We start from the raw sequence: 23,263 nt of genomic DNA on the forward strand, positions 1-23,263 counted from the left end.
TTCTCTCTTCAACGCCCATTCTCATCCAGCGCAAACGTCGGTAGCTTAAGATGCCAACGAATAGCCGCCAGCCGAATCAATAGCGTCACGACCATGCCCATCATACTGGCTGTTTCCAGTGGTACGGAAAATGTGTAATAAGCCGTAGCGTGGACAATACCGCCGATAATACAGGCAGTTGCGTAGATTTCTGTACGTAAAATCATGGGGATTTCGCGGGCCAGTACATCACGAATGATCCCGCCGCCAACGCCAGTAATGACGCCCATACAAACCGCGATTAACGGACCGGCTTCCGCATTAAAGGCTTTATTCACGCCAATGCCGACAAACACCGCCAGACCAACGGCGTCCAGCACCGGCAACATCCATTTTGGTAAGCGTCTTGGCTGGCGCACCAGCACGATGGTCAGCATGCTGGTGACCATGGCAACGACCAGATCGGTGGGATCTTTCACCCAAAATACCGGGCCGTGATCCAGCGCCATGTCGCGAATTGTTCCGTCGCCTACTGCGGTAACCACGCCCAGTACCAGAACACCAAAAGGGTCCATACGCAATTTTCCGGCTAACAAAACGCCGGAGATGGCAAATACCGCTGTGCCGACTATATCCAGCCAATAGACGAGCATTGTTCAATCCCCACTGAGCACCTGAAAAGGTCAGGCACTAATCTACCTGTGAAAGCGCATTACAGAGCTGTTGTGCTGCGAGGATAATACGTGGGCTTGCACGTTCAAACCAGTCACTCGTGAGAGGAATAACGGGAATTTTGAGCTGTTCACCCCAGTATTGTTTGATTTTAGGAATTTGGTCCGGTCCGCCTGTAATGACAATCGCCTGTGGCGAGCGTGCTAACACCTGTTCGCGGCTAACTTGCGGCCAGGGAACCCGGCTGTCTTTAAAGATGTTTTCTCCGCCACAAACTTCGAGTACCTGGTTCTGAATCGACTCTTTTCCACTGGTAAATGGCGGATTAATGCCGAATTGCAGAAAAACACGTTTTTTAGGTTTATCAGCATATTGCGCTTTCAATTGCACGTACTGATCCAGCAGGGATTGCGCGGCTTGTTCGGCCTTGTCTGGTTGCGGACTCCAGGGGGCCAGTTGACGTAACGCATTGGCAATTTGTTCAATGCTTGTCGCATCGACCCACATCACTTTTATTCCCAGCGAAGCCAGCTGGTCAACCTGCCGCTCGGCATTACCTCCACGCCAGGCAATCACCAGATCGGGTTTCAGCGCGACAATGCGTTCCAGATTCATCCCCTGCCAGGTGGAAACCTGCTCAATCTTTTGCGCTTGTGGAGGATAGTCGGAATAGCTGCTGACCCCAACCGGCGTGATCCCGGCGGCAAAGGCAAGTTCAGTGTTGGCGGGAGAAAGCGTGATGACGCGCGGCGCGGCGTTGAGCCACAGTGGCGCGAGAAAAGACAGGGCGACCAGCGCCCTGAACAGTGATTTAGCCATGTGCCAGTTTCTGCACCAGTGACTCAACCATCAGGCTGGACTGTTTAGCGGCAACAGCCAGGAACTCATCGAAGCTAAGATGAGACTGTTGATCGGCCACGTCGGAGATGGCGCGTACGACAACAAACGGGACGTTGAAATTGTGGCAGACATGGGCGATTGCCGTCGCTTCCATCTCTACAGCAATGGCCTGTGGGAAGTTGTGGCGGATTTTCGCCAGACCAACAGAACCGTTGATGAAAGCGTCGCCGCTAACAATCAGGCCACGTACAGCGTTAAGATTCAGTTCGGCAATGCAGGCCTCAGCGGCAGCGATCAGTTTATCGTCAGCTTTAAAGCCTGTCGGACAGCCTGGTAACTGACCGTATTCATAACCAAATGCCGTGACATCCGCGTCGTGATAACGCGCTTCGTCCGAGACAACGATATCGCCCACTTTCAGCGTTGGTGCCAGGCCACCGGCAGAACCGGTGTTAATAATCACATCTGGCTTGCAGTGTTCCAACAGCAGAGTGGCACCCAGCGCCGCAGCGACTTTACCGATGCCCGATTTCAGAAGCGCAACCTCGGTTCCATTCAGTTGGCCGGTATAGATTTCGCAACCGCCGAGACTGATAGTTTGACGGTTTTCGATTTTGTCACGCAGCAGCGTAACTTCTTCTTCCATTGCACCAATGATGCCGATTTTCATAGATTTACTCGCGATAAGCCCGATTTGAAGGCATAGTTTACCATGCGCTTACGGGGAAGCGTATTTCTCACGCGGGAGAGGACATGGCACAGATTGATTTCCGAAAAAAAATAAACTGGCATCGTCGTTACCGTTCACCGCAGGGCGTTAAAACCGAACATGAGATCCTGCGGATCTTCGAGAGCGATCGCGGGCGTATCATCAACTCTCCGGCAATTCGTCGTCTGCAACAAAAGACCCAGGTTTTTCCACTGGAGCGCAATGCCGCCGTGCGCACGCGTCTTACCCACTCGATGGAAGTCCAGCAGGTGGGACGCTACATCGCCAAAGAAATTTTAAGCCGTCTGAAAGAGCTTAAATTGCTGGAAGCATACGGCCTGGATGAACTGACCGGCCCCTTTGAAAGCATTGTTGAGATGTCATGCCTGATGCACGATATCGGCAATCCGCCGTTTGGTCATTTTGGCGAAGCAGCGATAAATGACTGGTTTCGCCAACGTTTGCACCCGGAAGATGCCGAAAGCCAGCCTCTGACTGACGATCGCTGCAGCGTGGCGGCACTACGTTTACGGGACGGGGAAGAACCGCTTAACGAGCTGCGGCGCAAGATTCGTCAGGACTTATGTCATTTTGAGGGGAATGCACAAGGCATTCGTCTGGTGCATACATTGATGCGGATGAATCTCACTTGGGCACAGGTTGGCGGTATTTTAAAATATACCCGTCCGGCGTGGTGGCGTGGCGAAACGCCTGAGACACATCACTATTTAATGAAAAAGCCGGGTTATTATCTTTCTGAAGAAGCCTATATTGCCCGGTTGCGTAAAGAACTTAATTTGGCGCTTTACAGTCGTTTTCCATTAACGTGGATTATGGAAGCTGCCGACGACATCTCCTATTGTGTGGCAGACCTTGAAGATGCGGTAGAGAAAAGAATATTTACCGTTGAGCAGCTTTATCATCATTTGCACGAAGCGTGGGGCCAGCATGAGAAAGGTTCGCTCTTTTCGCTGGTGGTTGAAAATGCCTGGGAAAAATCACGCTCAAATAGTTTAAGCCGCAGTACGGAAGATCAGTTTTTTATGTATTTACGGGTAAACACCCTAAACAAACTGGTACCCTACGCGGCACAACGATTTATTGATAATCTGCCTGCGATTTTCGCCGGAACGTTTAATCATGCATTATTGGAAGATGCCAGCGAATGCAGCGATCTTCTTAAGCTATATAAAAATGTCGCTGTAAAACATGTATTTAGCCATCCGGATGTCGAGCAGCTTGAATTGCAGGGCTATCGGGTCATTAGCGGATTATTAGAGATTTATCGTCCTTTATTAAGCCTGTCGTTATCAGACTTTACTGAACTGGTAGAAAAAGAACGGGTGAAACGTTTCCCTATTGAGTCGCGCTTATTCCACAAACTCTCGACGCGCCATCGGCTGGCCTATGTCGAGGCTGTCAGTAAATTACCGTCAGATTCTCCTGAGTTTCCGCTATGGGAATATTATTACCGTTGCCGCCTGCTGCAGGATTATATCAGCGGTATGACCGACCTCTATGCGTGGGATGAATACCGACGTCTGATGGCCGTAGAACAATAACCAGGCTTTTGTAAAGACGAACAATAAATTTTTACCTTTTGCAGAAACTTTAGTTCGGAACTTCGGGCTATAAAACGAATCTGAAGAACACAGCAATTTTGCGTTATCTGTTAATCGAGACTGAAATACATGAAAAAAACCACATTAGCACTGAGTGCACTGGCTCTGAGTTTAGGTTTGGCGTTATCTCCGCTCTCTGCAACGGCGGCTGAGACTTCTTCAGCAACGACAGCCCAGCAGATGCCAAGCCTTGCACCGATGCTCGAAAAGGTGATGCCTTCAGTGGTCAGCATTAACGTAGAAGGTAGCACAACCGTTAATACGCCGCGTATGCCGCGTAATTTCCAGCAGTTCTTCGGTGATGATTCTCCGTTCTGCCAGGAAGGTTCTCCGTTCCAGAGCTCTCCGTTCTGCCAGGGGGGCCAGGGCGGTAATGGCGGCGGCCAGCAACAGAAATTCATGGCGCTGGGTTCCGGCGTCATCATTGATGCCGATAAAGGCTATGTCGTCACCAACAACCACGTTGTTGATAACGCGACGGTGATTAAAGTCCAGCTGAGCGATGGTCGTAAGTTCGACGCGAAGATGGTTGGCAAAGATCCGCGCTCTGATATCGCGCTGATCCAAATCCAGAACCCGAAAAAACTGACCGCAATTAAGATGGCGGATTCTGATGCACTGCGCGTGGGTGATTACACCGTAGCGATTGGTAACCCGTTTGGTCTGGGCGAGACGGTAACTTCCGGGATTGTCTCTGCGCTGGGGCGTAGCGGCCTGAATGCTGAAAACTACGAAAACTTCATCCAGACCGATGCAGCGATCAACCGTGGTAACTCCGGTGGTGCGCTGGTTAACCTGAACGGCGAACTGATCGGTATCAACACCGCGATCCTCGCACCGGACGGCGGCAACATCGGTATCGGTTTTGCTATCCCGAGTAACATGGTGAAAAACCTGACCTCGCAGATGGTGGAATACGGGCAGGTGAAACGCGGTGAGCTGGGTATTATGGGGACTGAGCTGAATTCCGAACTGGCGAAAGCGATGAAAGTTGACGCCCAGCGCGGTGCTTTCGTAAGCCAGGTTCTGCCTAATTCCTCGGCTGCAAAAGCGGGCATTAAAGCGGGTGATGTGATCACCTCACTGAACGGTAAGCCGATCAGCAGCTTTGCCGCACTGCGTGCTCAGGTGGGTACTATGCCGGTGGGCAGCAAACTGACCCTGGGCTTACTGCGCGACGGTAAGCAGGTTAACGTGAACCTGGAACTGCAGCAGAGCAGCCAGAATCAGGTTGATTCCAGCTCCATCTTCAACGGCATTGAAGGCGCTGAGATGAGCAACAAAGGTAAAGATCAGGGCGTGGTAGTGAACAACGTGAAGACGGGCACTCCGGCTGCGCAGATCGGCCTGAAGAAAGGTGATGTGATTATTGGTGCGAACCAGCAGGCAGTGAAAAACATCGCTGAACTGCGTAAAGTTCTCGACAGCAAACCGTCTGTGCTGGCACTGAACATTCAGCGCGGCGACAGCACCATCTACCTGTTAATGCAGTAATCTCCCTCAACCCCTTCCTGAATACGGGAAGGGGTTCTCCTTACAATCTGTGAACTTCGCCACAACTCCATACATCTTCATCATCCTTTGGGCATTTGCACAATGCCGTACGTTACGTACTTCCTTATGCTAAGCCGTGCATAACGGAGGACTTATGGCTGGCTGGCATCTTGATACCAAAATGGCGCAGGATATCGTGGCACGTACCATGCGCATCATCGATACCAATATCAACGTAATGGATGCCCGCGGGCGAATTATCGGCAGCGGCGATCGTGAGCGTATTGGTGAATTGCACGAAGGTGCATTGCTGGTACTTTCACAGGGACGAGTCGTCGATATCGATGACGCGGTAGCACGTCATCTGCACGGTGTGCGGCAGGGGATTAATCTACCGTTACGGCTGGAAGGTGAAATTGTCGGCGTAATTGGCCTGACAGGTGAACCAGAGAATCTGCGTAAATATGGCGAACTGGTCTGCATGACGGCTGAAATGATGCTGGAACAGTCGCGGTTGATGCACTTGTTGGCGCAGGATAGCCGTTTGCGGGAAGAACTGGTGATGAACCTGATTCAGGCAGAGGAGAATACTCCCGCACTTCTGAATGGGCGCAACGGCTGGGGATCGATCTCAATCAACCGCGAGTGGTGGCTATTGTTGAGGTCGACAGCGGTCAGCTTGGCGTGGACAGCGCAATGGCGGAGTTACAACAACTGCAAAACGCGCTGACTACGCCCGAGCGTAATAATCTGGTGGCGATTGTCTCGCTAACCGAAATGGTGGTGTTGAAACCGGCGTTGAACTCTTTTGGGCGCTGGGATGCAGAAGATCATCGTAAGCGAGTTGAACAACTGATTACCCGCATGAAAGAGTACGGCCAGCTGCGTTTTCGCGTTTCACTGGGCAACTATTTTACCGGTCCTAGCAGTATTGCCCGATCCTATCGTACGGCGAAAACGACGATGGTGGTGGGTAAACAGCGGATGCCAGAAAGTCGCTGCTATTTTTATCAGGATCTGATGTTACCTGTGTTACTCGACAGTTTGCGTGGCGACTGGCAGGCCAACGAACTGGCGCGACCGCTGGCGCGGCTGAAAGCGATGGACAATAACGGCTTGCTGCGACGAACGCTGGCGGCGTGGTTTCGCCACAATGTGCAACCGCTGGCAACGTCAAAGGCGTTGTTTATTCATCGTAATACCCTGGAGTATCGGCTTAATCGTATATCGGAACTGACCGGGCTTGATTTGGGCAATTTTGATGACAGGTTGCTGCTGTATGTGGCGTTACAACTGGATGAAGAGCGGTAGATTATGCGTTAAGGTTGAGGCGGCGCTGGCTCATTCCCCTCAGCCCGAAGGGGAGAGGGGAATGCCCGAGTTAACCGTCAATTCGGGATTATTTACGCGTTAGTTTTTCCAGATCGGCTTCAATCTCGCTGATCTTATTGGTTACGACTGACTCCAGGTGACGTAAGTCGTCGAGGATCTTACGCTTAAGATCAACTTCGCTGCGGTCACGCTGACAGATTTGATCAAGCTCATCAATGATATACCGTAGATTCGGGCTGATTTCCTGGACTTCTTTATAACCCTGACCCACACCATCAGCGACGACCGTTTTACGCTGACGCGGATATTTAAACTTAACGCTCTTGGCGAAAAACTCGCCTTTGTCTTTCTGGAAATAGATTTTCAGAATATCGTTGTTGGCTTCCTGCCGGAGGCTGTAACGATCAATTTCTTCAGGATTGGTAATACCCAGACTTTTCAGATTGTCGTACATAGCGTTACCTCAAAATGAGTCAGTAAATTGTGCTTATTTTAGCATTTGGCTTGGCCCGCCCGGCTCGACTGTGATCGCAGAAAGCCTTTTTCTTCCAGACTTCTATCATGGCGTAAAAATCAAAAAATTACCTGCTTTATTGTGGCGATATTCCATGGGATGGATTAGCACATTTATCTTCGTTTTGCGAATTACATGACAGTCCGAAACAAGATGAAAAAGTATTTAAAAAAGGGGGAGGAAGAATGAGTAGGACGAATTATTCTGAGCCAGAAAGCATACGGGCAGCATCATGCTGCCCGTATATGTACTCTTAATCGATGGTACGCAGCAGTTCGTTAATGCCGACTTTGCCGCGAGTTTTCGCGTCAACTTTCTTAACGATAACCGCACAGTAGAGGCTGTATTTGCCATCTTTTGACGGCAGATTACCTGAAACAACCACAGACCCCGCCGGAACGCGACCGTAGTGGATTTCGCCGGTTTCACGGTCGTAAATACGGGTGCTCTGACCAATGTATACGCCCATAGAGATGACGGAACCTTCTTCGACAATCACCCCTTCAACCACTTCAGAGCGTGCGCCAATGAAGCAGTTATCTTCAATAATGGTCGGGTTAGCCTGCAGCGGCTCCAGCACGCCGCCGATGCCCACGCCACCGGAAAGGTGGACGTTTTTACCAATCTGCGCACAAGAACCGACGGTCGCCCAGGTATCAACCATGGTGCCTTCATCAACATATGCGCCGATGTTAACGTAAGACGGCATCAGCACGGTGTTACGGGCAATAAACGCACCCTGACGTACCGCCGCTGGTGGCACAACGCGGAAGCCTTCTTTCTGGAAACGTGCTTCGTCGTAGTCGGCGAATTTCATCGGCACTTTGTCGAAGTAGCGGCTTTCTGCCCCTTCGATCACCTGATTATCATTAATACGGAAAGAGAGCAGCACCGCTTTTTTCAACCACTGATGCGTCACCCACTGACCGTCAATTTTTTCCGCTACACGCAGTGCGCCGGAATCCAGCAGGGCGATCACCTGATTTACCGCTTCGCGGGTAACGGTGTCTGCATTGGCTGGCGTGATCTCGGCACGGCGTTCAAAAGCGGTTTCAATAATGTTCTGTAACTGCTGCATTGTTAAACTCTTTTCATATCAGTAAACACATCACCCTTTATCGTTTGGATTGAGGGCCTCTGTCAACCGCTGATGCACTTCCTGCTGCAACTCGTTATTAAGCGCACGCCGGTCAGCGGTGGCAATTATGAATAAATCTTCTACTCGCTCGCCAATGGTTGTAATTCGGGCACCATGAAGCGAAATTCCCAGATCGGCAAAAATTTTCCCGACTCGCGCCAGCAGTCCAGGTTGGTCGAGGGCGATCAGTTCGAGGAACGATTTGCGGTCGGTATGGGTCGGCAAAAACGTTACTTCGGTTTCAACAGTAAAATGGCGTAATTTGGCGGGTTGGCGACGGGGCTGCGGTGGCTGCCAGCTACTTTGCGTCAGCACCTGCTCCAGACCAAACCGAATAACCTCATGGCGATCTGCGGACAGCGGGCTGCCATCGGGTTCCAGCACGATAAAGGTATCCATCGCCATACCGTCGCGAGTGGTGAAAATTTGTGCGTCGTGAACACTTAAATTGCGGCGGTCTAATTCGGCACAGACGGCGGCAAACAGATAGGGGCGGTCCGGGCTCCAGATAAAAATCTCGGTGCCTCCACGCGTAGCCTGCGGGCTAAGCAATACCAGCGGTTTGCTTAAATCATGCTGTAATAAATGGCGGGCATGCCAGGCCAGTTGATTTGGGCTATGGCGGACAAAATAGTTAGCACGACAGCGTGACCAAATTTGGTGCAGCGCCTCTTCGTCGATGTTATCCATGCGCAGTAGTGCCAGTGCCTGGAGTTGGTGATGGCGAACCCGTTCGCGCATATCCGGCGTGTTTTGCATTCCGCGTCGTAGCTGCTTTTCGGTGGCAAAATAGAGTTCGCGCAACAGACTTTGCTTCCAGCTATTCCACAGCGTTTCGTTGGTGGCGCAAATGTCAGCCACTGTCAGGCATACCAGATAGCGCAGACGATTTTCCGTTTGAACTTCTTCGGCAAACTGCTTGATGACTTCAGGGTCCTGAATATCGCGGCGTTGTGCTGTCACCGACATCAGCAAGTGCTGGCGAACCAGCCAGGCAACCAGCTGTGTTTCGCGTGAGTTCAGCCCGTGGAGTTCTGCAAAATGCACTACATCCTGAGCACCGAGAATGGAGTGGTCGCCGCCGCGTCCTTTGGCGATATCGTGAAACAGCGCGGCGATGAAAATCAGCTCAGTTGACGGCAGGCGCGGCCAGACGTCCACACACAACGGATGGCGCTGGCGCGTTTCTTCACTGGCAAAACTCTCCAGTTTCAGCATCACGCGGATAGTATGTTCATCCACCGTGTAGGCGTGGAACAGATCAAACTGCATCTGCCCGACGATATGCGACCATTGCGGCATATACGCGCCGAGCACGCTATGGCGATGCATTGGCAATAGCCCGCGCCGCACCGCTCCGGGGTGACGCAGAATGCTCAAAAACAGTTTTCGTGCTTGCGGAATATTACACAGCGGTTGTTGCAGATGGCGACGGGCATGGCGTAACTGGCGCAGCGTGGTGGAGTAAATACCGGTGATCGCACTGTTGCGCACCATGGTGTAGAACATACGCAAGATGGCTTCCGGCTGGCGCATAAATAGTGTTTCATCACGCAGGTCGATTAGCGTACCGCGTAGCTGAAACTCATCGTCGAGTGGACGTGGTTTTTCGTCGGCGGGAAGGGCGAGGATGGCTTCATCGAACAGTTGCAGCAGCATCTGGTTGAGTTCACTGACGCGGCGTGTAACGCGGAAGTAATCCTTCATCATCCGCTCGACCGGTTCGTTGCCTTCACCACTGTAATTCAGACGCTGAGCGACGCTAAGTTGGCGATCGAATAACAGACGATTATCGTAACGGCTGACGACCAGATGCAGGGCAAAGCGAATACGCCACAGTATATGCAGACATTCGTTTAATTCCGCCCGCTCCGCTGAGGTTAAGAAGCCAAACCCGACCATTTCATCCAGCGATGTTGCGCCAAAATGACGGCGGGCCACCCATTGCAGAGTGTGAATATCGCGCAAGCCGCCAGGGCTACTTTTGATGTCTGGTTCAAGGTTGTAGCTGGTGCCATGGTAACGCTGATGGCGCTGGTTCTGTTCTTCAACTTTCGCTGCGTAGAACTTGTCGGAAGGCCAGAATCCTTCGCTAAAAATATGTTTTTGCAGTTCGAGGAAGAGCGCAACATCGCCAATTAATAAGCGGGATTCGATTAAATTGGTGGCGACGGTTAAATCCGATAACCCTTCCAACATGCACTCTTCAAGCGTGCGCACACTATGACCGACTTCCAGCTTTACATCCCAGAGCAGCGTTAACAGCTCGCCCACTTTTTGCGCCTGATCGTCCGGGAGCTTTTTACGGCTTAAAATCAGTAAATCGATGTCAGAAAGTGGATGCAGCTCGCCACGACCGTAGCCACCGACGGCAACCAATGCCAGGTCGGCAATCTGGCTGAATCCCGCTTCAATCCATAATCGTTGCAGGAGCTGGTCTATGAACTCGGTACGTGCCTCAATCAACTGTTCTGCAGAGATCCCATTGTCAAAGGCATCACCCAGCCAACGCTGGAAAGTATCGATATGGGCTTTTATCCCACAGACGGTTAATTCATCACGGGGCCAGGCGCATGGATTTTGCGGTTGACCGGGCAGGGTGGAGAGAGCGGTGTTTGCGTACTGTTCTGGAAGGGTATTCATTGTGCGCCACCCATAAGATTAAATTATCGCATTAAAAAAGCCGGCATTCGCCGGCTTCATCTTATTCGTCGTGCGAGATTATCGCCGGGATGGTGTCATCCTTGCGTAGCGTCAAAATTTCGCAGCCGTTATCAGTCACCACAATAGTATGCTCATATTGTGCAGACAAGCTGCGATCTTTGGTTTTTACCGTCCAGCCATCTTTCATGGTGCGGATCTCTTTTTTACCCGCGTTGACCATTGGCTCAATGGTGAACGTCATCCCCGGTTTCAGCACGACGTTGGTTTCACGGGAGTCATAGTGCAGCACCTGCGGTTCTTCATGGAAGCCGCGACCAATACCGTGTCCGCAATATTCACGAACGACGGAGAAGCCTTCTGCTTCGACAAATTTCTGAATCGCCGCACCGATTTCGCGCAGATTAATGCCTGGTTTTACCATGCGTAGCGCCAGGTACAGGCTTTCTTGCGTGATGCGGCACAGGCGTTCGCCCATGATGGTCGGCTTACCGACGATAAACATTTTCGAGGTATCGCCGTGGAAACCATCTTTGATTACGGTGACATCAATGTTAACGATATCGCCATCTTTCAGCAGCTTAGCATCGTCCGGGATACCGTGGCACACCACTTCATTAATAGAGATGCAAACGGATTTCGGATAGCCGTGATAGCCGAGGCAGGCAGAAACCGCGTGTTGTTCATTAACAATGTAATCATTACAGATGCGATCCAGCTCGCCGGTGCTGACGCCCGGTTTAACATACGGTTCGATCATCTCCAGCACTTCGGCAGCCAGTCGGCCAGCGACGCGCATTTTTTCGATATCTTCTGGGGTCTTGATTGAGATAGCCATTAATTCTGTCCATCAGCGTCGGTGATACCGACAATATATATGTAAGTGCCGTCAATGGTATCACACCCGGGCAAATTGAGAATCATTCTGAATTTCGCCAAACGTGCCACTGAAGGTTTTCTATAATAGAAAATTCGACGTCTGATGCTGTACACAGCGCCAACAATTATTGGTGTCCACGACGTATTTGTGGTATAAAGCGCGCCGGACTTCCGATCCATTTCGTATACACAGACTGGACGGAAGCGACAATCTCACTTTGTGTAACAACACACACGTATCGGCACATATTCCGGGGTGCCCTTTGGGGTCGGTAATATGGGATACGTGGAGGCATAACCCCAACTTTTATATAGAGGTTTTAATCATGGCAACTGTTTCCATGCGCGACATGCTCAAGGCTGGTGTTCACTTCGGTCACCAGACCCGTTACTGGAACCCGAAAATGAAGCCGTTCATCTTCGGTGCGCGTAACAAAGTTCACATCATCAACCTTGAGAAAACTGTACCGATGTTCAACGAAGCTCTGGCTGAACTGAACAAGATTGTTTCTCGCAAAGGTAAAATCCTTTTCGTTGGTACTAAACGCGCTGCAAGCGAAGCGGTGAAAGACGCTGCTCTGAGCTGCGACCAGTTCTTCGTGAACCATCGCTGGCTGGGCGGTATGCTGACTAACTGGAAAACCGTTCGTCAGTCCATCAAACGTCTGAAAGACCTGGAAACTCAGTCTCAGGACGGTACTTTCGACAAGCTGACCAAGAAAGAAGCGCTGATGCGCACTCGTGAGCTGGAGAAACTGGAAAACAGCCTGGGCGGTATCAAAGACATGGGCGGTCTGCCGGACGCTCTGTTTGTAATCGATGCTGACCACGAACACATTGCTATCAAAGAAGCAAACAACTTGGGTATTCCGGTATTTGCTATCGTTGATACCAACTCTGATCCGGACGGTGTTGACTTCGTTATCCCGGGTAACGACGACGCAATCCGTGCTGTGACCCTGTACCTGGGCGCTGTTGCTGCAACCGTACGTGAAGGCCGTTCTCAGGATCTGGCTTCCCAGGCGGAAGAAAGCTTCGTAGAAGCTGAGTAATAAGGCTTGATAACTCCCCCAAAATAGTTCGAGTTGCAGAAAGGCGGCAAGCTCGAGAATTCCCGGGAGCTTACATCAGTAAGTGACCGGGATGAGCGAGCGAAGACAACGCATCTGCGGCGCGAAATATGAAGGGGGAGAGCCCTTATAGACCAGGTAGTACACGTTTGGTTAGGGGGCCTGCATATGGCCCCCTTTTTCACTTTTATATCTGTGCGGTTTAATGCCGGGCAGATCACATCTCCGAGGATTTTAGAATGGCTGAAATTACCGCATCCCTGGTAAAAGAGCTGCGTGAGCGTACTGGCGCAGGCATGATGGATTGCAAAAAAGCACTGACTGAAGCTAACGGCGACATCGAGCTGGCAATCGAAAACATGCGTAAGTCCGGTGCTATTAAAGCAGCGAAAAAAGCAGGCAACGTTGCTGCTGACGGCGTGATCAAAACCAAAATCGACGGCAACTACGGCATCATTCTGGAAGTTAACTGCCAGACTGACTTCGTTGCAAAAGACGCTGGTTTCCAGGCGTTCGCAGACAAAGTTCTGGACGCAGCTGTTGCTGGCAAAATCACTGACGTTGAAGTTCTGAAAGCACAGTTCGAAGAAGAACGTGTTGCGCTGGTAGCGAAAATTGGTGAAAACATCAACATTCGCCGCGTTGCTGCGCTGGAAGGCGACGTTCTGGGTTCTTATCAGCACGGTGCGCGTATCGGCGTTCTGGTTGCTGCTAAAGGCGCTGACGAAGAGCTGGTTAAACACATCGCTATGCACGTTGCTGCAAGCAAGCCAGAATTCATCAAACCAGAAGACGTATCCGCTGAAGTGGTAGAAAAAGAATACCAGGTACAGCTGGATATCGCGATGCAGTCTGGTAAGCCGAAAGAAATCGCAGAGAAAATGGTTGAAGGCCGCATGAAGAAATTCACCGGCGAAGTTTCTCTGACCGGTCAGCCGTTCGTTATGGAACCAAGCAAAACTGTTGGTCAGCTGCTGAAAGAGCATAACGCTGAAGTGACTGGCTTCATCCGTTTCGAAGTGGGTGAAGGCATCGAGAAAGTTGAGACTGACTTTGCAGCAGAAGTTGCTGCGATGTCCAAGCAGTCTTAATTATCAAAAAGGAGCCGCCTGAGGGCGGCTTCTTTTTGTGCCCATCTTGTAAATTCAGCTAACCCTTGTGGGGCTGCGCTGAAAAGCGACGTACAATGTCGCTAGTATTAATTCATTTCAATCGTTGACAGTCTCAGGAAAGAAACATGGCTACCAATGCAAAACCCGTCTATAAACGCATTCTGCTTAAGTTGAGTGGCGAAGCTCTGCAGGGCACTGAAGGCTTCGGTATTGATGCAAGCATACTGGATCGTATGGCTCAGGAAATCAAAGAACTGGTTGAACTGGGTATTCAGGTTGGTGTGGTGATTGGTGGGGGTAACCTGTTCCGTGGCGCTGGTCTGGCGAAAGCGGGTATGAACCGCGTTGTGGGCGACCACATGGGGATGCTGGCGACCGTAATGAACGGCTTGGCAATGCGTGATGCACTGCACCGCGCCTATGTGAACGCTCGTCTGATGTCCGCTATTCCATTGAATGGCGTGTGCGACAGCTACAGCTGGGCAGAAGCTATCAGCCTGTTGCGCAACAACCGTGTGGTGATCCTCTCCGCCGGTACAGGTAACCCGTTCTTTACCACCGACTCAGCAGCTTGCCTGCGTGGTATCGAAATTGAAGCCGATGTGGTGCTGAAAGCAACCAAAGTTGACGGCGTGTTTACCGCTGATCCGGCGAAAGATCCAACCGCAACCATGTACGAGCAATTGACTTACAGCGAAGTGCTGGAAAAAGAGCTGAAAGTCATGGACCTGGCGGCCTTCACGCTGGCTCGTGACCATAAATTACCGATTCGTGTTTTCAATATGAACAAACCGGGTGCGCTGCGCCGTGTGGTAATGGGTGAAAAAGAAGGGACTTTAATCACGGAATAATTCCCGTGATGGATAAATAAGGGTAAGATTCCGCGTAAGTATCGCGGGGGCGTAAGTCTGGTTATAAGGCGTTATTGTTGCAGGCAGTTTGGTCACGGCCAGCGCGCAGCAACCGGAGCGTACAAAAGTACGTGAGGATGGCGAGCACTGCTCGGGGCCAAAATGGCAAATAAAATAGCCTAATAATCCAGACGATTACCCGTAATATGTTTAATCAGGGCTATACTTAGCACACTTCCACTGTGTGTGACTGTCTGGTCTGACTGAGACAAGTTTTCAAGGATTCGTAACGTGATTAGCGATATCAGAAAAGATGCTGAAGTACGCATGGACAAATGCGTAGAAGCGTTCAAAACCCAAATCAGCAAAATACGCACGGGTCGTGCTTCTCCCAGCCTGCTGGATGGCATTGTCGTGGAATATTACGGCACGCCGACGCCGCTGCGTCAGCTGGCAAGCGTAACGGTAGAAGATTCCCGTACTCTGAAAATCAACGTGTTTGATCGTTCAATGTCTCCGGCCGTTGAAAAAGCGATTATGGCCTCCGATCTCGGCCTGAACCCGAACTCTGCGGGTAGCGACATCCGTGTTCCGCTGCCGCCGCTGACGGAAGAACGTCGTAAAGATCTGACCAAAATCGTTCGTGGTGAAGCAGAACAAGCGCGTGTTGCAGTACGTAATGTGCGTCGTGACGCGAACGACAAAGTGAAAGCACTGTTGAAAGATAAAGAGATCAGCGAAGACGACGATCGCCGTTCTCAGGACGATGTACAGAAACTGACTGATGCTGCAATCAAGAAAATTGAAGCGGCGCTGGCAGACAAAGAAGCAGAACTGATGCAGTTCTGATTTCTTGAACGACAAAAACGCCGCTCAGTAGATCCTTGCGGATCGGCTGGCGGCGTTTTGCTTTTTATTCTGTCTCAACTCTGGATGTTTCATGAAGCAACTCACCATTCTGGGCTCGACCGGCTCGATTGGTTGCAGCACGCTGGACGTGGTGCGCCATAATCCCGAACACTTCCGCGTAGTTGCGCTGGTGGCAGGCAAAAATGTCACTCGCATGGTAGAACAGTGCCTGGAATTCTCTCCCCGCTATGCCGTAATGGACGATGAAGCGAGTGCGAAACTTCTTAAAACGATGCTACAGCAACAGGGGAGCCGCACCGAAGTCTTAAGTGGGCAACAAGCCGCTTGCGATATGGCAGCGCTTGAGGAGGTTGATCAGGTGATGGCAGCCATTGTTGGTGCTGCTGGGCTGTTACCTACGCTTGCTGCGATCCGCGCGGGTAAAACCATTTTGCTGGCCAATAAAGAATCACTGGTTACCTGCGGACGTCTGTTTATGGACGCCGTAAAGCAGAGCAAAGCGCAATTGTTACCGGTCGATAGCGAACATAACGCTATTTTTCAGAGTTTACCGCAACCTATCCAGCATAATCTGGGATACGCTGACCTTGAGCAAAATGGCGTGGTGTCCATTTTACTTACCGGGTCTGGTGGCCCTTTCCGTGAGACGCCATTGCGCGATTTGGCAACAATGACGCCCGATCAAGCTTGCCGTCATCCGAACTGGTCGATGGGACGTAAAATTTCTGTCGATTCGGCTACCATGATGAACAAAGGTCTGGAATACATTGAAGCGCGTTGGCTGTTTAACGCCAGCGCCAGCCAGATGGAAGTGCTGATTCACCCGCAGTCAGTGATTCACTCAATGGTGCGCTATCAGGACGGCAGTGTTCTGGCGCAGCTGGGGGAACCGGATATGCGTACGCCAATTGCCCACACCATGGCATGGCCGAATCGCGTGAACTCTGGCGTGAAGCCGCTCGATTTTTGCAAACTAAGTGCGTTGACATTTGCCGCACCGGATTATGAGCGTTATCCATGCCTGAAACTGGCGATGGAGGCGTTCGAACAAGGCCAGGCAGCGACGACAGCATTGAATGCCGCAAACGAAATCACCGTTGCTGCTTTTCTTGCGCAACAAATCCGCTTTACGGATATCGCTGCGTTGAATTTATCTGTACTGGAAAAAATGGATATGCGCGAACCACAATGTGTGGACGATGTGTTATCTGTTGATGCGAACGCGAGTGAAGTCGCCAGAAAAGAGGTGATGCGTCTCGCAAGCTGAGGATAATCCGGCTACAGAGAGTCGCGCTATTTGTTAGCGTAGGGCTTCAATGATATAGTCTGCGCCATCTGATCGTAAGTAGTTGGCTTTATAAGGTCAGGTATGCCGTGGTTTTACACGGCTTTTTTTTGTATAGGCTTCAGTATTCCTGAGTACCGTAAACCCTGTCAGGGAATAAAAAACGCGTGATGTTGTCTGCTACTCAACCACTTAGCGAAAAATTGCCAGCGCATGGCTGCCGTCATGTTGCGATCATTATGGACGGCAATGGTCGCTGGGCAAAAAAGCAAGGGAAGATTCGTGCCTTTGGGCATAAAGCCGGGGCAAAATCCGTCCGCCGGGCTGTCTCTTTTGCGGCCAACAACGGTATTGAAGCGTTAACGCTGTATGCCTTTAGTAGTGAAAACTGGAACCGACCAGCGCAGGAAGTCAGTGCGTTAATGGAACTGTTTGTGTGGGCGCTCGATAGCGAAGTAAAAAGTCTGCACCGACATAACGTGCGTCTGCGTATTATTGGCGATACCAGTCGTTTTAACTCGCGTTTGCAAGAACGTATTCGTAAATCTGAAGCGCTAACAGCCGGAAATACCGGTCTGACGCTGAATATTGCGGCGAACTACGGTGGACGTTGGGATATAGTCCAGGGAGTCAGGCAACTGGCTGAAAAGGTGCAGCAAGGAAACCTGCAACCAGATCAGATAGATGAAGAGATGTTAAACCAGCATGTCTGTATGCATGAACTGGCCCCTGTAGATTTAGTAATTAGGACTGGGGGAGAGCATCGCATTAGTAACTTTTTGCTTTGGCAAATTGCCTATGCCGAACTTTACTTTACAGATGTTCTCTGGCCCGATTTCGATGAACAAGACTTTGAAGGGGCGTTAAATGCCTTTGCTAATCGAGAGCGTCGTTTCGGCGGCACCGAGCCCGGTGATGAAACAGCCTGATGGGGGTCGCTTTTGCTGAAGTATCGCCTGATATCTGCTTTTGTGTTAATACCCGTCGTCATCGCGGCGTTGTTTCTGTTGCCGCCGGTGGGGTTCGCCATTGTAACGCTGGTGGTCTGCATGCTGGCAGCGTGGGAATGGGGACAGCTTAGCGGTTTTACCACTCGTTCGCAGCGAGTATGGTTGGCGGTGTTATGCGGGTTATTGTTGGCGCTGATGCTTTTTCTGTTGCCGGAATATCACCGAAATATTCATCAACCGCTGGTTGAAATCTCACTTTGGGCTTCGTTGGGTTGGTGGATTGTCGCGCTATTGCTGGTGCTGTTTTACCCAGGTTCCGCAGCAATCTGGCGTAACTCTAAAACATTGCGCCTTATTTTTGGCGTGCTAACCATTGTTCCCTTCTTCTGGGGCATGCTGGCGTTACGGGCCTGGCACTATGACGAGAATCATTACAGTGGCGCAATATGGCTGCTCTATGTCATGATCCTGGTATGGTGCGCTGACTCCGGCGCATATATGTTTGGCAAATTGTTTGGTAAACATAAGCTGGCACCGAAGGTTTCTCCGGGTAAAACCTGGCAAGGCTTTATAGGTGGACTCGCTACTGCAGCGGTAATCTCATGGGGTTATGGCATGTGGGCGAATCTCGACGTCGCTCCCGTCACCTTACTCATTTGCTCTATTGTCGCAGCGTTAGCCTCAGTGCTCGGCGATCTGACCGAGAGTATGTTTAAGCGTGAAGCAGGAATTAAGGACAGCGGTCATTTAATTCCAGGACACGGTGGTATTTTAGATCGTATTGATAGCCTGACGGCTGCGGTACCGGTCTTTGCTTGCTTGTTGTTACTGGTATTCAGGACGCTTTAACGGAAGGTAATATGCTGAGTTTTCTCTGGGATTTGGCTTCGTTCATCGTTGCACTGGGTGTACTTATCACCGTGCATGAATTTGGTCATTTCTGGGTTGCCCGGCGTTGTGGTGTTCGCGTTGAGCGTTTCTCAATAGGGTTTGGTAAGGCGCTCTGGCGGCGAACTGATAAGCTCGGCACCGAATATGTTATCGCCCTGATCCCGTTGGGCGGTTATGTCAAAATGCTGGATGAGCGCGCAGAACCGGTCGTTCCGGAACTCCGCCACCATGCCTTCAATAATAAATCTGTCGGCCAACGAGTGGCGATTATTGCCGCAGGTCCGGTTGCAAACTTCATTTTTGCTATCTTTGCCTACTGGCTGGTTTTTATTATTGGTGTGCCTGGCGTACGTCCGGTGGTTGGCGAAATAGCAGCCAATTCGATAGCTGCGGAAGCACAAATTGCACCAGGTACGGAACTAAAAGCCGTAGATGGTATCGAAACGCCTGATTGGGATGCCGTGCGTTTGCAGTTGGTCGATAAAATTGGCGATGAAAGCACCACCATTACAGTAGCGCCATTTGGCAGCGACCAACGGCGGGATGTAAAGCTCGATTTACGTCACTGGGCGTTTGAGCCTGATAAAGAAGATCCGGTATCTTCGCTGGGGATTCGTCCTCGTGGGCCGCAAATTGAACCTGTACTGGAAAATGTGCAGCCAAACTCGGCGGCAAGCAAGGCAGGTTTGCAAGCAGGCGACAGGATCGTTAAAGTCGATGGTCAGCCCTTAACGCAGTGGGTGACCTTTGTGATGCTTGTCCGGGATAACCCGGGTAAATCCTTAGCGTTAGAAATCGAAAGGCAGGGGAGTCCCTTGTCTTTGACATTAATCCCGGAGAGTAAACCGGGTAATGGTAAAGCGATTGGTTTTGTCGGTATTGAGCCGAAAGTCATTCCTTTGCCAGATGAGTATAAAGTTGTACGCCAGTATGGGCCGTTCAACGCCATCGTCGAAGCCACGGACAAAACGTGGCAGCTGATGAAGCTGACGGTCAGTATGCTGGGAAAATTGATCACCGGTGATGTGAAACTGAACAACCTCAGTGGGCCGATTTCTATCGCCAAGGGGGCTGGGATGACAGCGGAACTCGGGGTAGTTTATTACCTGCCGTTTCTTGCGCTTATTAGCGTGAACTTAGGGATAATTAACCTGTTTCCGTTGCCCGTACTTGACGGGGGGCATCTGCTGTTCCTTGCGATCGAAAAGATCAAGGGCGGACCGGTATCCGAGCGGGTTCAAGACTTTTGTTATCGCATTGGCTCGATTCTGCTGGTGCTGTTAATGGGGCTTGCACTTTTCAATGATTTCTCTCGGTTATGAGAGTTAGTTAGGAAGAACGCATAATAACGATGGCGATGAAAAAGTTGCTCATAGCGTCGCTGCTGTTTAGCAGCGCCACCGTATACGGTGCTGAAGGGTTCGTAGTGAAAGATATTCATTTCGAAGGCCTTCAGCGTGTCGCCGTTGGTGCGGCCCTCCTCAGTATGCCGGTGCGTACAGGCGACACGGTTAATGATGAAGATATCAGTAATACCATTCGCGCTCTGTTTGCTACCGGCAACTTTGAGGATGTTCGCGTCCTTCGTGATGGTGATACCCTTCTGGTTCAGGTAAAAGAACGTCCGACCATTGCCAGCATTACTTTCTCCGGTAACAAATCGGTGAAAGATGACATGCTAAAGCAAAACCTCGAGGCTTCTGGTGTGCGTGTGGGCGAATCCCTCGATCGCACCACCATTGCCGATATCGAGAAAGGTCTGGAAGACTTCTACTACAGCGTCGGTAAATATAGCGCCAGCGTTAAAGCTGTCGTGACCCCGCTGCCGCGCAACCGTGTTGACCTAAAACTGGTGTTCCGGGAAGGTGTGTCAGCTGAAATCCAGCAAATTAACATTGTTGGTAACCATGCTTTCACCACCGACGAACTGATCTCTCATTTCCAACTGCGTGACGAAGTGCCGTGGTGGAATGTGGTAGGCGATCGTAAATACCAGAAACAGAAACTGGCGGGCGACCTTGAAACCCTGCGCAGCTACTATCTGGACCGCGGTTATGCCCGTTTCAACATCGACTCTACCCAGGTCAGTCTGACGCCAGATAAAAAAGGTATTTACGTCACGGTGAACATCACCGAAGGCGATCAGTACAAGCTTTCTGGCGTTGAAGTGAGCGGCAACCTTGCCGGGCACTCCGCTGAAATTGAGCAGCTGACTAAGATCGAGCCGGGCGAGCTGTATAACGGCACTAAAGTGACCAAAATGGAAGATGACATTAAAAAGCTTCTCGGTCGCTATGGTTATGCCTATCCGCGCGTACAGTCGATGCCTGAAATTAACGATGCCGACAAAACCGTTAAATTACGCGTGAACGTTGATGCGGGTAACCGTTTCTACGTGCGTAAGATCCGTTTTGAAGGTAACGATACCTCGAAAGATGCCGTCCTGCGTCGCGAAATGCGTCAGATGGAAGGTGCATGGTTGGGGAGCGATCTGGTCGATCAGGGTAAGGAGCGTCTGAATCGTCTGGGCTTCTTTGAAACTGTCGATACTGATACCCAACGTGTTCCGGGTAGCCCGGACCAGGTTGATGTAGTCTACAAGGTGAAAGAACGTAACACTGGTAGCTTCAACTTCGGGATTGGTTACGGTACTGAAAGTGGCGTGAGCTTCCAGGCTGGCGTGCAACAGGATAACTGGTTAGGTACAGGTTATGCTGTTGGTATCAACGGGACCAAAAACGATTACCAGACCTATGCTGAACTGTCGGTAACCAACCCGTACTTCACCGTAGATGGCGTAAGCCTCGGTGGTCGTCTCTTCTATAATGACTTCCAGGCAGATGACGCCGACCTGTCCGACTATACCAACAAGAGTTATGGTACAGACGTGACGTTGGGCTTCCCGATTAACGAATATAACTCGCTGCGTGCAGGTCTGGGTTATGTACATAACTCCCTGTCCAACATGCAGCCTCAGGTTGCGATGTGGCGTTATCTGTACTCTATGGGTGAACATCCGAGCACTTCTGATCAGGATAACAGCTTCAAAACGGACGACTTCACGTTCAACTATGGTTGGACCTATAACAAGCTTGACCGTGGTTACTTCCCGACAGATGGTTCACGTGTCAACCTGACCGGTAAAGTGACCATTCCTGGATCGGATAACGAATACTACAAAGTGACGTTAGACACGGCGACTTATGTGCCGATCGATGACGATCACAAATGGGTTGTTCTGGGTCGTACCCGCTGGGGTTATGGTGATGGTTTAGGCGGCAAAGAGATGCCGTTCTACGAGAACTTCTATGCCGGTGGTTCCAGCACCGTGCGTGGCTTCCAGTCCAATACCATTGGTCCGAAAGCAGTTTACTTCCCGCATCAGGCCAGTAATTATGATCCGGACTATGATTACGAATGTGCGACTCAGGACGGCGCGAAAGACCTGTGTAAATCGGATGATGCTGTAGGCGGTAACGCCATGGCGGTTGCCAGCCTCGAGTTCATCACCCCGACGCCGTTTATTAGCGATAAGTATGCTAACTCGGTTCGTACTTCATTCTTCTGGGATATGGGTACCGTTTGGGATACAAACTGGGATTCCAGCCAATATTCTGGATATCCGGACTATAGTGATCCAAGCAATATCCGTATGTCTGCGGGTATCGCATTACAATGGATGTCCCCATTGGGGCCGTTGGTGTTCTCCTACGCCCAGCCGTTCAAAAAGTACGATGGAGACAAGGCAGAACAGTTCCAGTTTAACATCGGTAAAACCTGGTAAGTGTTCTCCACAAAGGAATGTAGTGGTAGTGTAGCGATGACTTTAGGCGATCAATATAAGATCGCCGGGCCACGCAAAGAACTGCACCCTCCGGTGCAAATGGGATGGTAAGGAGTTTATTGTGAAAAAGTGGTTATTAGCTGCAGGTCTTGGTTTAGCACTGGCAACTTCTGCTCAGGCGGCTGACAAAATTGCAATCGTCAATATGGGCAGCCTGTTCCAGCAGGTAGCGCAGAAAACCGGTGTTTCTAACACGCTGGAAAATGAGTTCAAAGGCCGTGCCAGCGAACTGCAGCGTATGGAAACCGATCTGCAGGCTAAAATGAAAAAACTGCAGTCCATGAAAGCGGGCAGCGATCGCACCAAACTGGAAAAAGACGTGATGGCTCAGCGCCAGACTTTTGCTCAGAAAGCGCAGGCTTTTGAGCAGGATCGCGCACGTCGTTCCAACGAAGAACGCGGCAAACTGGTTACTCGTATCCAGACTGCTGTGAAATCCGTTGCCAACAGCCAGGATATCGATCTGGTTGTTGATGCAAACGCTGTTGCTTACAACAGCAGCGATGTAAAAGACATCACTGCCGACGTACTGAAACAGGTTAAATAAGTA

At 50.8% G+C, this 23,263-nt stretch carries 19 protein-coding genes and 1 pseudogene; 13 read left to right on the top strand and 7 right to left on the bottom strand.

The window, feature by feature from the left end; translation table 11 throughout:
- Positions 1 to 8 precede the first annotated feature (8 nt).
- Genes ACUU1I_RS03320 through mtnN form a run of 3 tightly spaced genes read right to left on the bottom strand, consistent with a single transcriptional unit; the run spans position 9 to position 2,161 of the window.
- Complete coding sequence (locus ACUU1I_RS03320) at positions 9 to 632, bottom strand: TRIC cation channel family protein (RefSeq protein WP_000964211.1); 624 nt, start codon at positions 630 to 632, stop codon at positions 9 to 11.
- 37 nt (positions 633 to 669) lie between these two features.
- Positions 670 to 1,470 (bottom strand): vitamin B12 ABC transporter substrate-binding protein BtuF, encoded by an 801-nt coding sequence (gene btuF, locus ACUU1I_RS03325; RefSeq protein ID WP_005053399.1) that lies wholly within the window; start codon positions 1,468 to 1,470, stop codon positions 670 to 672.
- Positions 1,463 to 2,161: a 5'-methylthioadenosine/S-adenosylhomocysteine nucleosidase gene (gene mtnN / locus ACUU1I_RS03330; protein ID WP_000689849.1), complete on the bottom strand. Its 699-nt coding sequence runs from the start codon at positions 2,159 to 2,161 to the stop codon at positions 1,463 to 1,465. Before mtnN ends, btuF begins: the two co-directional genes overlap by 8 nt.
- A gap of 83 nt (positions 2,162 to 2,244) precedes the next feature.
- Between mtnN and dgt the strand changes: the two genes are divergently transcribed.
- The 3 genes and pseudogenes from dgt to cdaR all read left to right on the top strand — a co-directional run bounded on the left by dgt (position 2,245) and on the right by cdaR (position 6,627).
- Complete coding sequence (gene dgt / locus ACUU1I_RS03335) at positions 2,245 to 3,762, top strand: dGTPase (protein ID WP_000057067.1); 1,518 nt, start codon at positions 2,245 to 2,247, stop codon at positions 3,760 to 3,762.
- Between the two features lie 129 nt (positions 3,763 to 3,891).
- Positions 3,892 to 5,316, top strand: a complete 1,425-nt coding sequence (gene degP, locus ACUU1I_RS03340; RefSeq protein WP_000753940.1) for a serine endoprotease DegP — start codon at positions 3,892 to 3,894, stop codon at positions 5,314 to 5,316.
- A 154-nt stretch (positions 5,317 to 5,470) separates the two neighbouring features.
- A pseudogene (gene cdaR, locus ACUU1I_RS03345) lies at positions 5,471 to 6,627 on the top strand (DNA-binding transcriptional regulator CdaR).
- A gap of 88 nt (positions 6,628 to 6,715) precedes the next feature.
- Here the strand turns inward: cdaR and ACUU1I_RS03350 are convergent.
- From ACUU1I_RS03350 to map, 4 genes are all read right to left on the bottom strand, one after another.
- Positions 6,716 to 7,102, bottom strand: coding sequence for a DUF3461 family protein (locus ACUU1I_RS03350; RefSeq protein WP_000272188.1), 387 nt, complete (start codon positions 7,100 to 7,102; stop codon positions 6,716 to 6,718).
- A gap of 313 nt (positions 7,103 to 7,415) precedes the next feature.
- Positions 7,416 to 8,240: a 2,3,4,5-tetrahydropyridine-2,6-dicarboxylate N-succinyltransferase gene (gene dapD, locus ACUU1I_RS03355; protein ID WP_001186650.1), complete on the bottom strand. Its 825-nt coding sequence runs from the start codon at positions 8,238 to 8,240 to the stop codon at positions 7,416 to 7,418.
- Positions 8,241 to 8,270: 30 nt separating this feature from the next.
- Positions 8,271 to 10,943 (bottom strand): bifunctional uridylyltransferase/uridylyl-removing protein GlnD, encoded by a 2,673-nt coding sequence (gene glnD / locus ACUU1I_RS03360; protein ID WP_001094600.1) that lies wholly within the window; start codon positions 10,941 to 10,943, stop codon positions 8,271 to 8,273.
- Positions 10,944 to 11,004: 61 nt separating this feature from the next.
- A complete protein-coding gene (gene map / locus ACUU1I_RS03365; RefSeq protein WP_001018194.1) occupies positions 11,005 to 11,799 on the bottom strand; it encodes a type I methionyl aminopeptidase in 795 nt (264 codons plus the stop codon).
- Between the two features lie 367 nt (positions 11,800 to 12,166).
- On the opposite strand from map, the gene rpsB reads away from it, so the two are divergent.
- From rpsB to skp, 10 genes are all read left to right on the top strand, one after another.
- The gene (rpsB, locus tag ACUU1I_RS03370) at positions 12,167 to 12,892 is read left to right on the top strand and encodes a 30S ribosomal protein S2 (RefSeq protein ID WP_000246888.1); all 726 of its coding nucleotides are present in this window, start codon (positions 12,167 to 12,169) and stop codon (positions 12,890 to 12,892) included.
- Positions 12,893 to 13,149: 257 nt separating this feature from the next.
- On the top strand, positions 13,150 to 14,001 hold the full coding sequence (tsf, locus tag ACUU1I_RS03375) for a translation elongation factor Ts (RefSeq protein WP_000818114.1): 852 nt from the start codon (positions 13,150 to 13,152) through the stop codon (positions 13,999 to 14,001).
- 146 nt (positions 14,002 to 14,147) lie between these two features.
- Complete coding sequence (pyrH, locus tag ACUU1I_RS03380; RefSeq protein ID WP_000224573.1) at positions 14,148 to 14,873, top strand: UMP kinase; 726 nt, start codon at positions 14,148 to 14,150, stop codon at positions 14,871 to 14,873.
- A 291-nt stretch (positions 14,874 to 15,164) separates the two neighbouring features.
- On the top strand, positions 15,165 to 15,722 hold the full coding sequence (frr, locus tag ACUU1I_RS03385) for a ribosome recycling factor (RefSeq protein ID WP_000622418.1): 558 nt from the start codon (positions 15,165 to 15,167) through the stop codon (positions 15,720 to 15,722).
- Positions 15,723 to 15,813: 91 nt separating this feature from the next.
- Positions 15,814 to 17,010: a 1-deoxy-D-xylulose-5-phosphate reductoisomerase gene (ispC, locus tag ACUU1I_RS03390; protein ID WP_000811938.1), complete on the top strand. Its 1,197-nt coding sequence runs from the start codon at positions 15,814 to 15,816 to the stop codon at positions 17,008 to 17,010.
- Positions 17,011 to 17,198: 188 nt separating this feature from the next.
- Entirely contained in the window at positions 17,199 to 17,957 is a 759-nt protein-coding gene (gene ispU / locus ACUU1I_RS03395; protein ID WP_001295562.1) for a (2E,6E)-farnesyl-diphosphate-specific ditrans,polycis-undecaprenyl-diphosphate synthase, read from the top strand.
- Positions 17,958 to 17,969: 12 nt separating this feature from the next.
- A complete protein-coding gene (gene cdsA / locus ACUU1I_RS03400) occupies positions 17,970 to 18,827 on the top strand; it encodes a phosphatidate cytidylyltransferase (RefSeq protein WP_000922444.1) in 858 nt (285 codons plus the stop codon).
- 11 nt (positions 18,828 to 18,838) lie between these two features.
- On the top strand, positions 18,839 to 20,191 hold the full coding sequence (gene rseP / locus ACUU1I_RS03405) for a sigma E protease regulator RseP (RefSeq protein WP_005066075.1): 1,353 nt from the start codon (positions 18,839 to 18,841) through the stop codon (positions 20,189 to 20,191).
- A 29-nt stretch (positions 20,192 to 20,220) separates the two neighbouring features.
- Complete coding sequence (bamA, locus tag ACUU1I_RS03410) at positions 20,221 to 22,653, top strand: outer membrane protein assembly factor BamA (protein WP_001240915.1); 2,433 nt, start codon at positions 20,221 to 20,223, stop codon at positions 22,651 to 22,653.
- Between the two features lie 121 nt (positions 22,654 to 22,774).
- Complete coding sequence (skp, locus tag ACUU1I_RS03415) at positions 22,775 to 23,260, top strand: molecular chaperone Skp (RefSeq protein ID WP_000758956.1); 486 nt, start codon at positions 22,775 to 22,777, stop codon at positions 23,258 to 23,260.
- The last annotated feature ends 3 nt before the right edge of the window (positions 23,261 to 23,263 follow it).

This window comes from Shigella sp. SIG3, assembly GCF_053555855.1.

Excerpts from the sequence above, each read along its gene's own strand:
- tsf (WP_000818114.1), top strand. The coding sequence starts at position 13,150 with ATGGCTGAAATTACCGCATCCCTGGTAAAAGAGCTGCGTGAGCGTACT.
- dgt (WP_000057067.1), top strand. The coding sequence starts at position 2,245 with ATGGCACAGATTGATTTCCGAAAAAAAATAAACTGGCATCGTCGTTAC.
- map (WP_001018194.1), bottom strand. The coding sequence starts at position 11,799 with ATGGCTATCTCAATCAAGACCCCAGAAGATATCGAAAAAATGCGCGTC.
- glnD (WP_001094600.1), bottom strand. The coding sequence starts at position 10,943 with ATGAATACCCTTCCAGAACAGTACGCAAACACCGCTCTCTCCACCCTG.
- bamA (WP_001240915.1), top strand. The coding sequence starts at position 20,221 with ATGGCGATGAAAAAGTTGCTCATAGCGTCGCTGCTGTTTAGCAGCGCC.
- pyrH (WP_000224573.1), top strand. The coding sequence starts at position 14,148 with ATGGCTACCAATGCAAAACCCGTCTATAAACGCATTCTGCTTAAGTTG.
- ACUU1I_RS03350 (WP_000272188.1), bottom strand. The coding sequence starts at position 7,102 with ATGTACGACAATCTGAAAAGTCTGGGTATTACCAATCCTGAAGAAATT.
- ispC (WP_000811938.1), top strand. The coding sequence starts at position 15,814 with ATGAAGCAACTCACCATTCTGGGCTCGACCGGCTCGATTGGTTGCAGC.
- rpsB (WP_000246888.1), top strand. The coding sequence starts at position 12,167 with ATGGCAACTGTTTCCATGCGCGACATGCTCAAGGCTGGTGTTCACTTC.
- ispU (WP_001295562.1), top strand. The coding sequence starts at position 17,199 with ATGTTGTCTGCTACTCAACCACTTAGCGAAAAATTGCCAGCGCATGGC.
- ACUU1I_RS03320 (WP_000964211.1), bottom strand. The coding sequence starts at position 632 with ATGCTCGTCTATTGGCTGGATATAGTCGGCACAGCGGTATTTGCCATC.
- degP (WP_000753940.1), top strand. The coding sequence starts at position 3,892 with ATGAAAAAAACCACATTAGCACTGAGTGCACTGGCTCTGAGTTTAGGT.
- mtnN (WP_000689849.1), bottom strand. The coding sequence starts at position 2,161 with ATGAAAATCGGCATCATTGGTGCAATGGAAGAAGAAGTTACGCTGCTG.
- rseP (WP_005066075.1), top strand. The coding sequence starts at position 18,839 with ATGCTGAGTTTTCTCTGGGATTTGGCTTCGTTCATCGTTGCACTGGGT.
- dapD (WP_001186650.1), bottom strand. The coding sequence starts at position 8,240 with ATGCAGCAGTTACAGAACATTATTGAAACCGCTTTTGAACGCCGTGCC.
- btuF (WP_005053399.1), bottom strand. The coding sequence starts at position 1,470 with ATGGCTAAATCACTGTTCAGGGCGCTGGTCGCCCTGTCTTTTCTCGCG.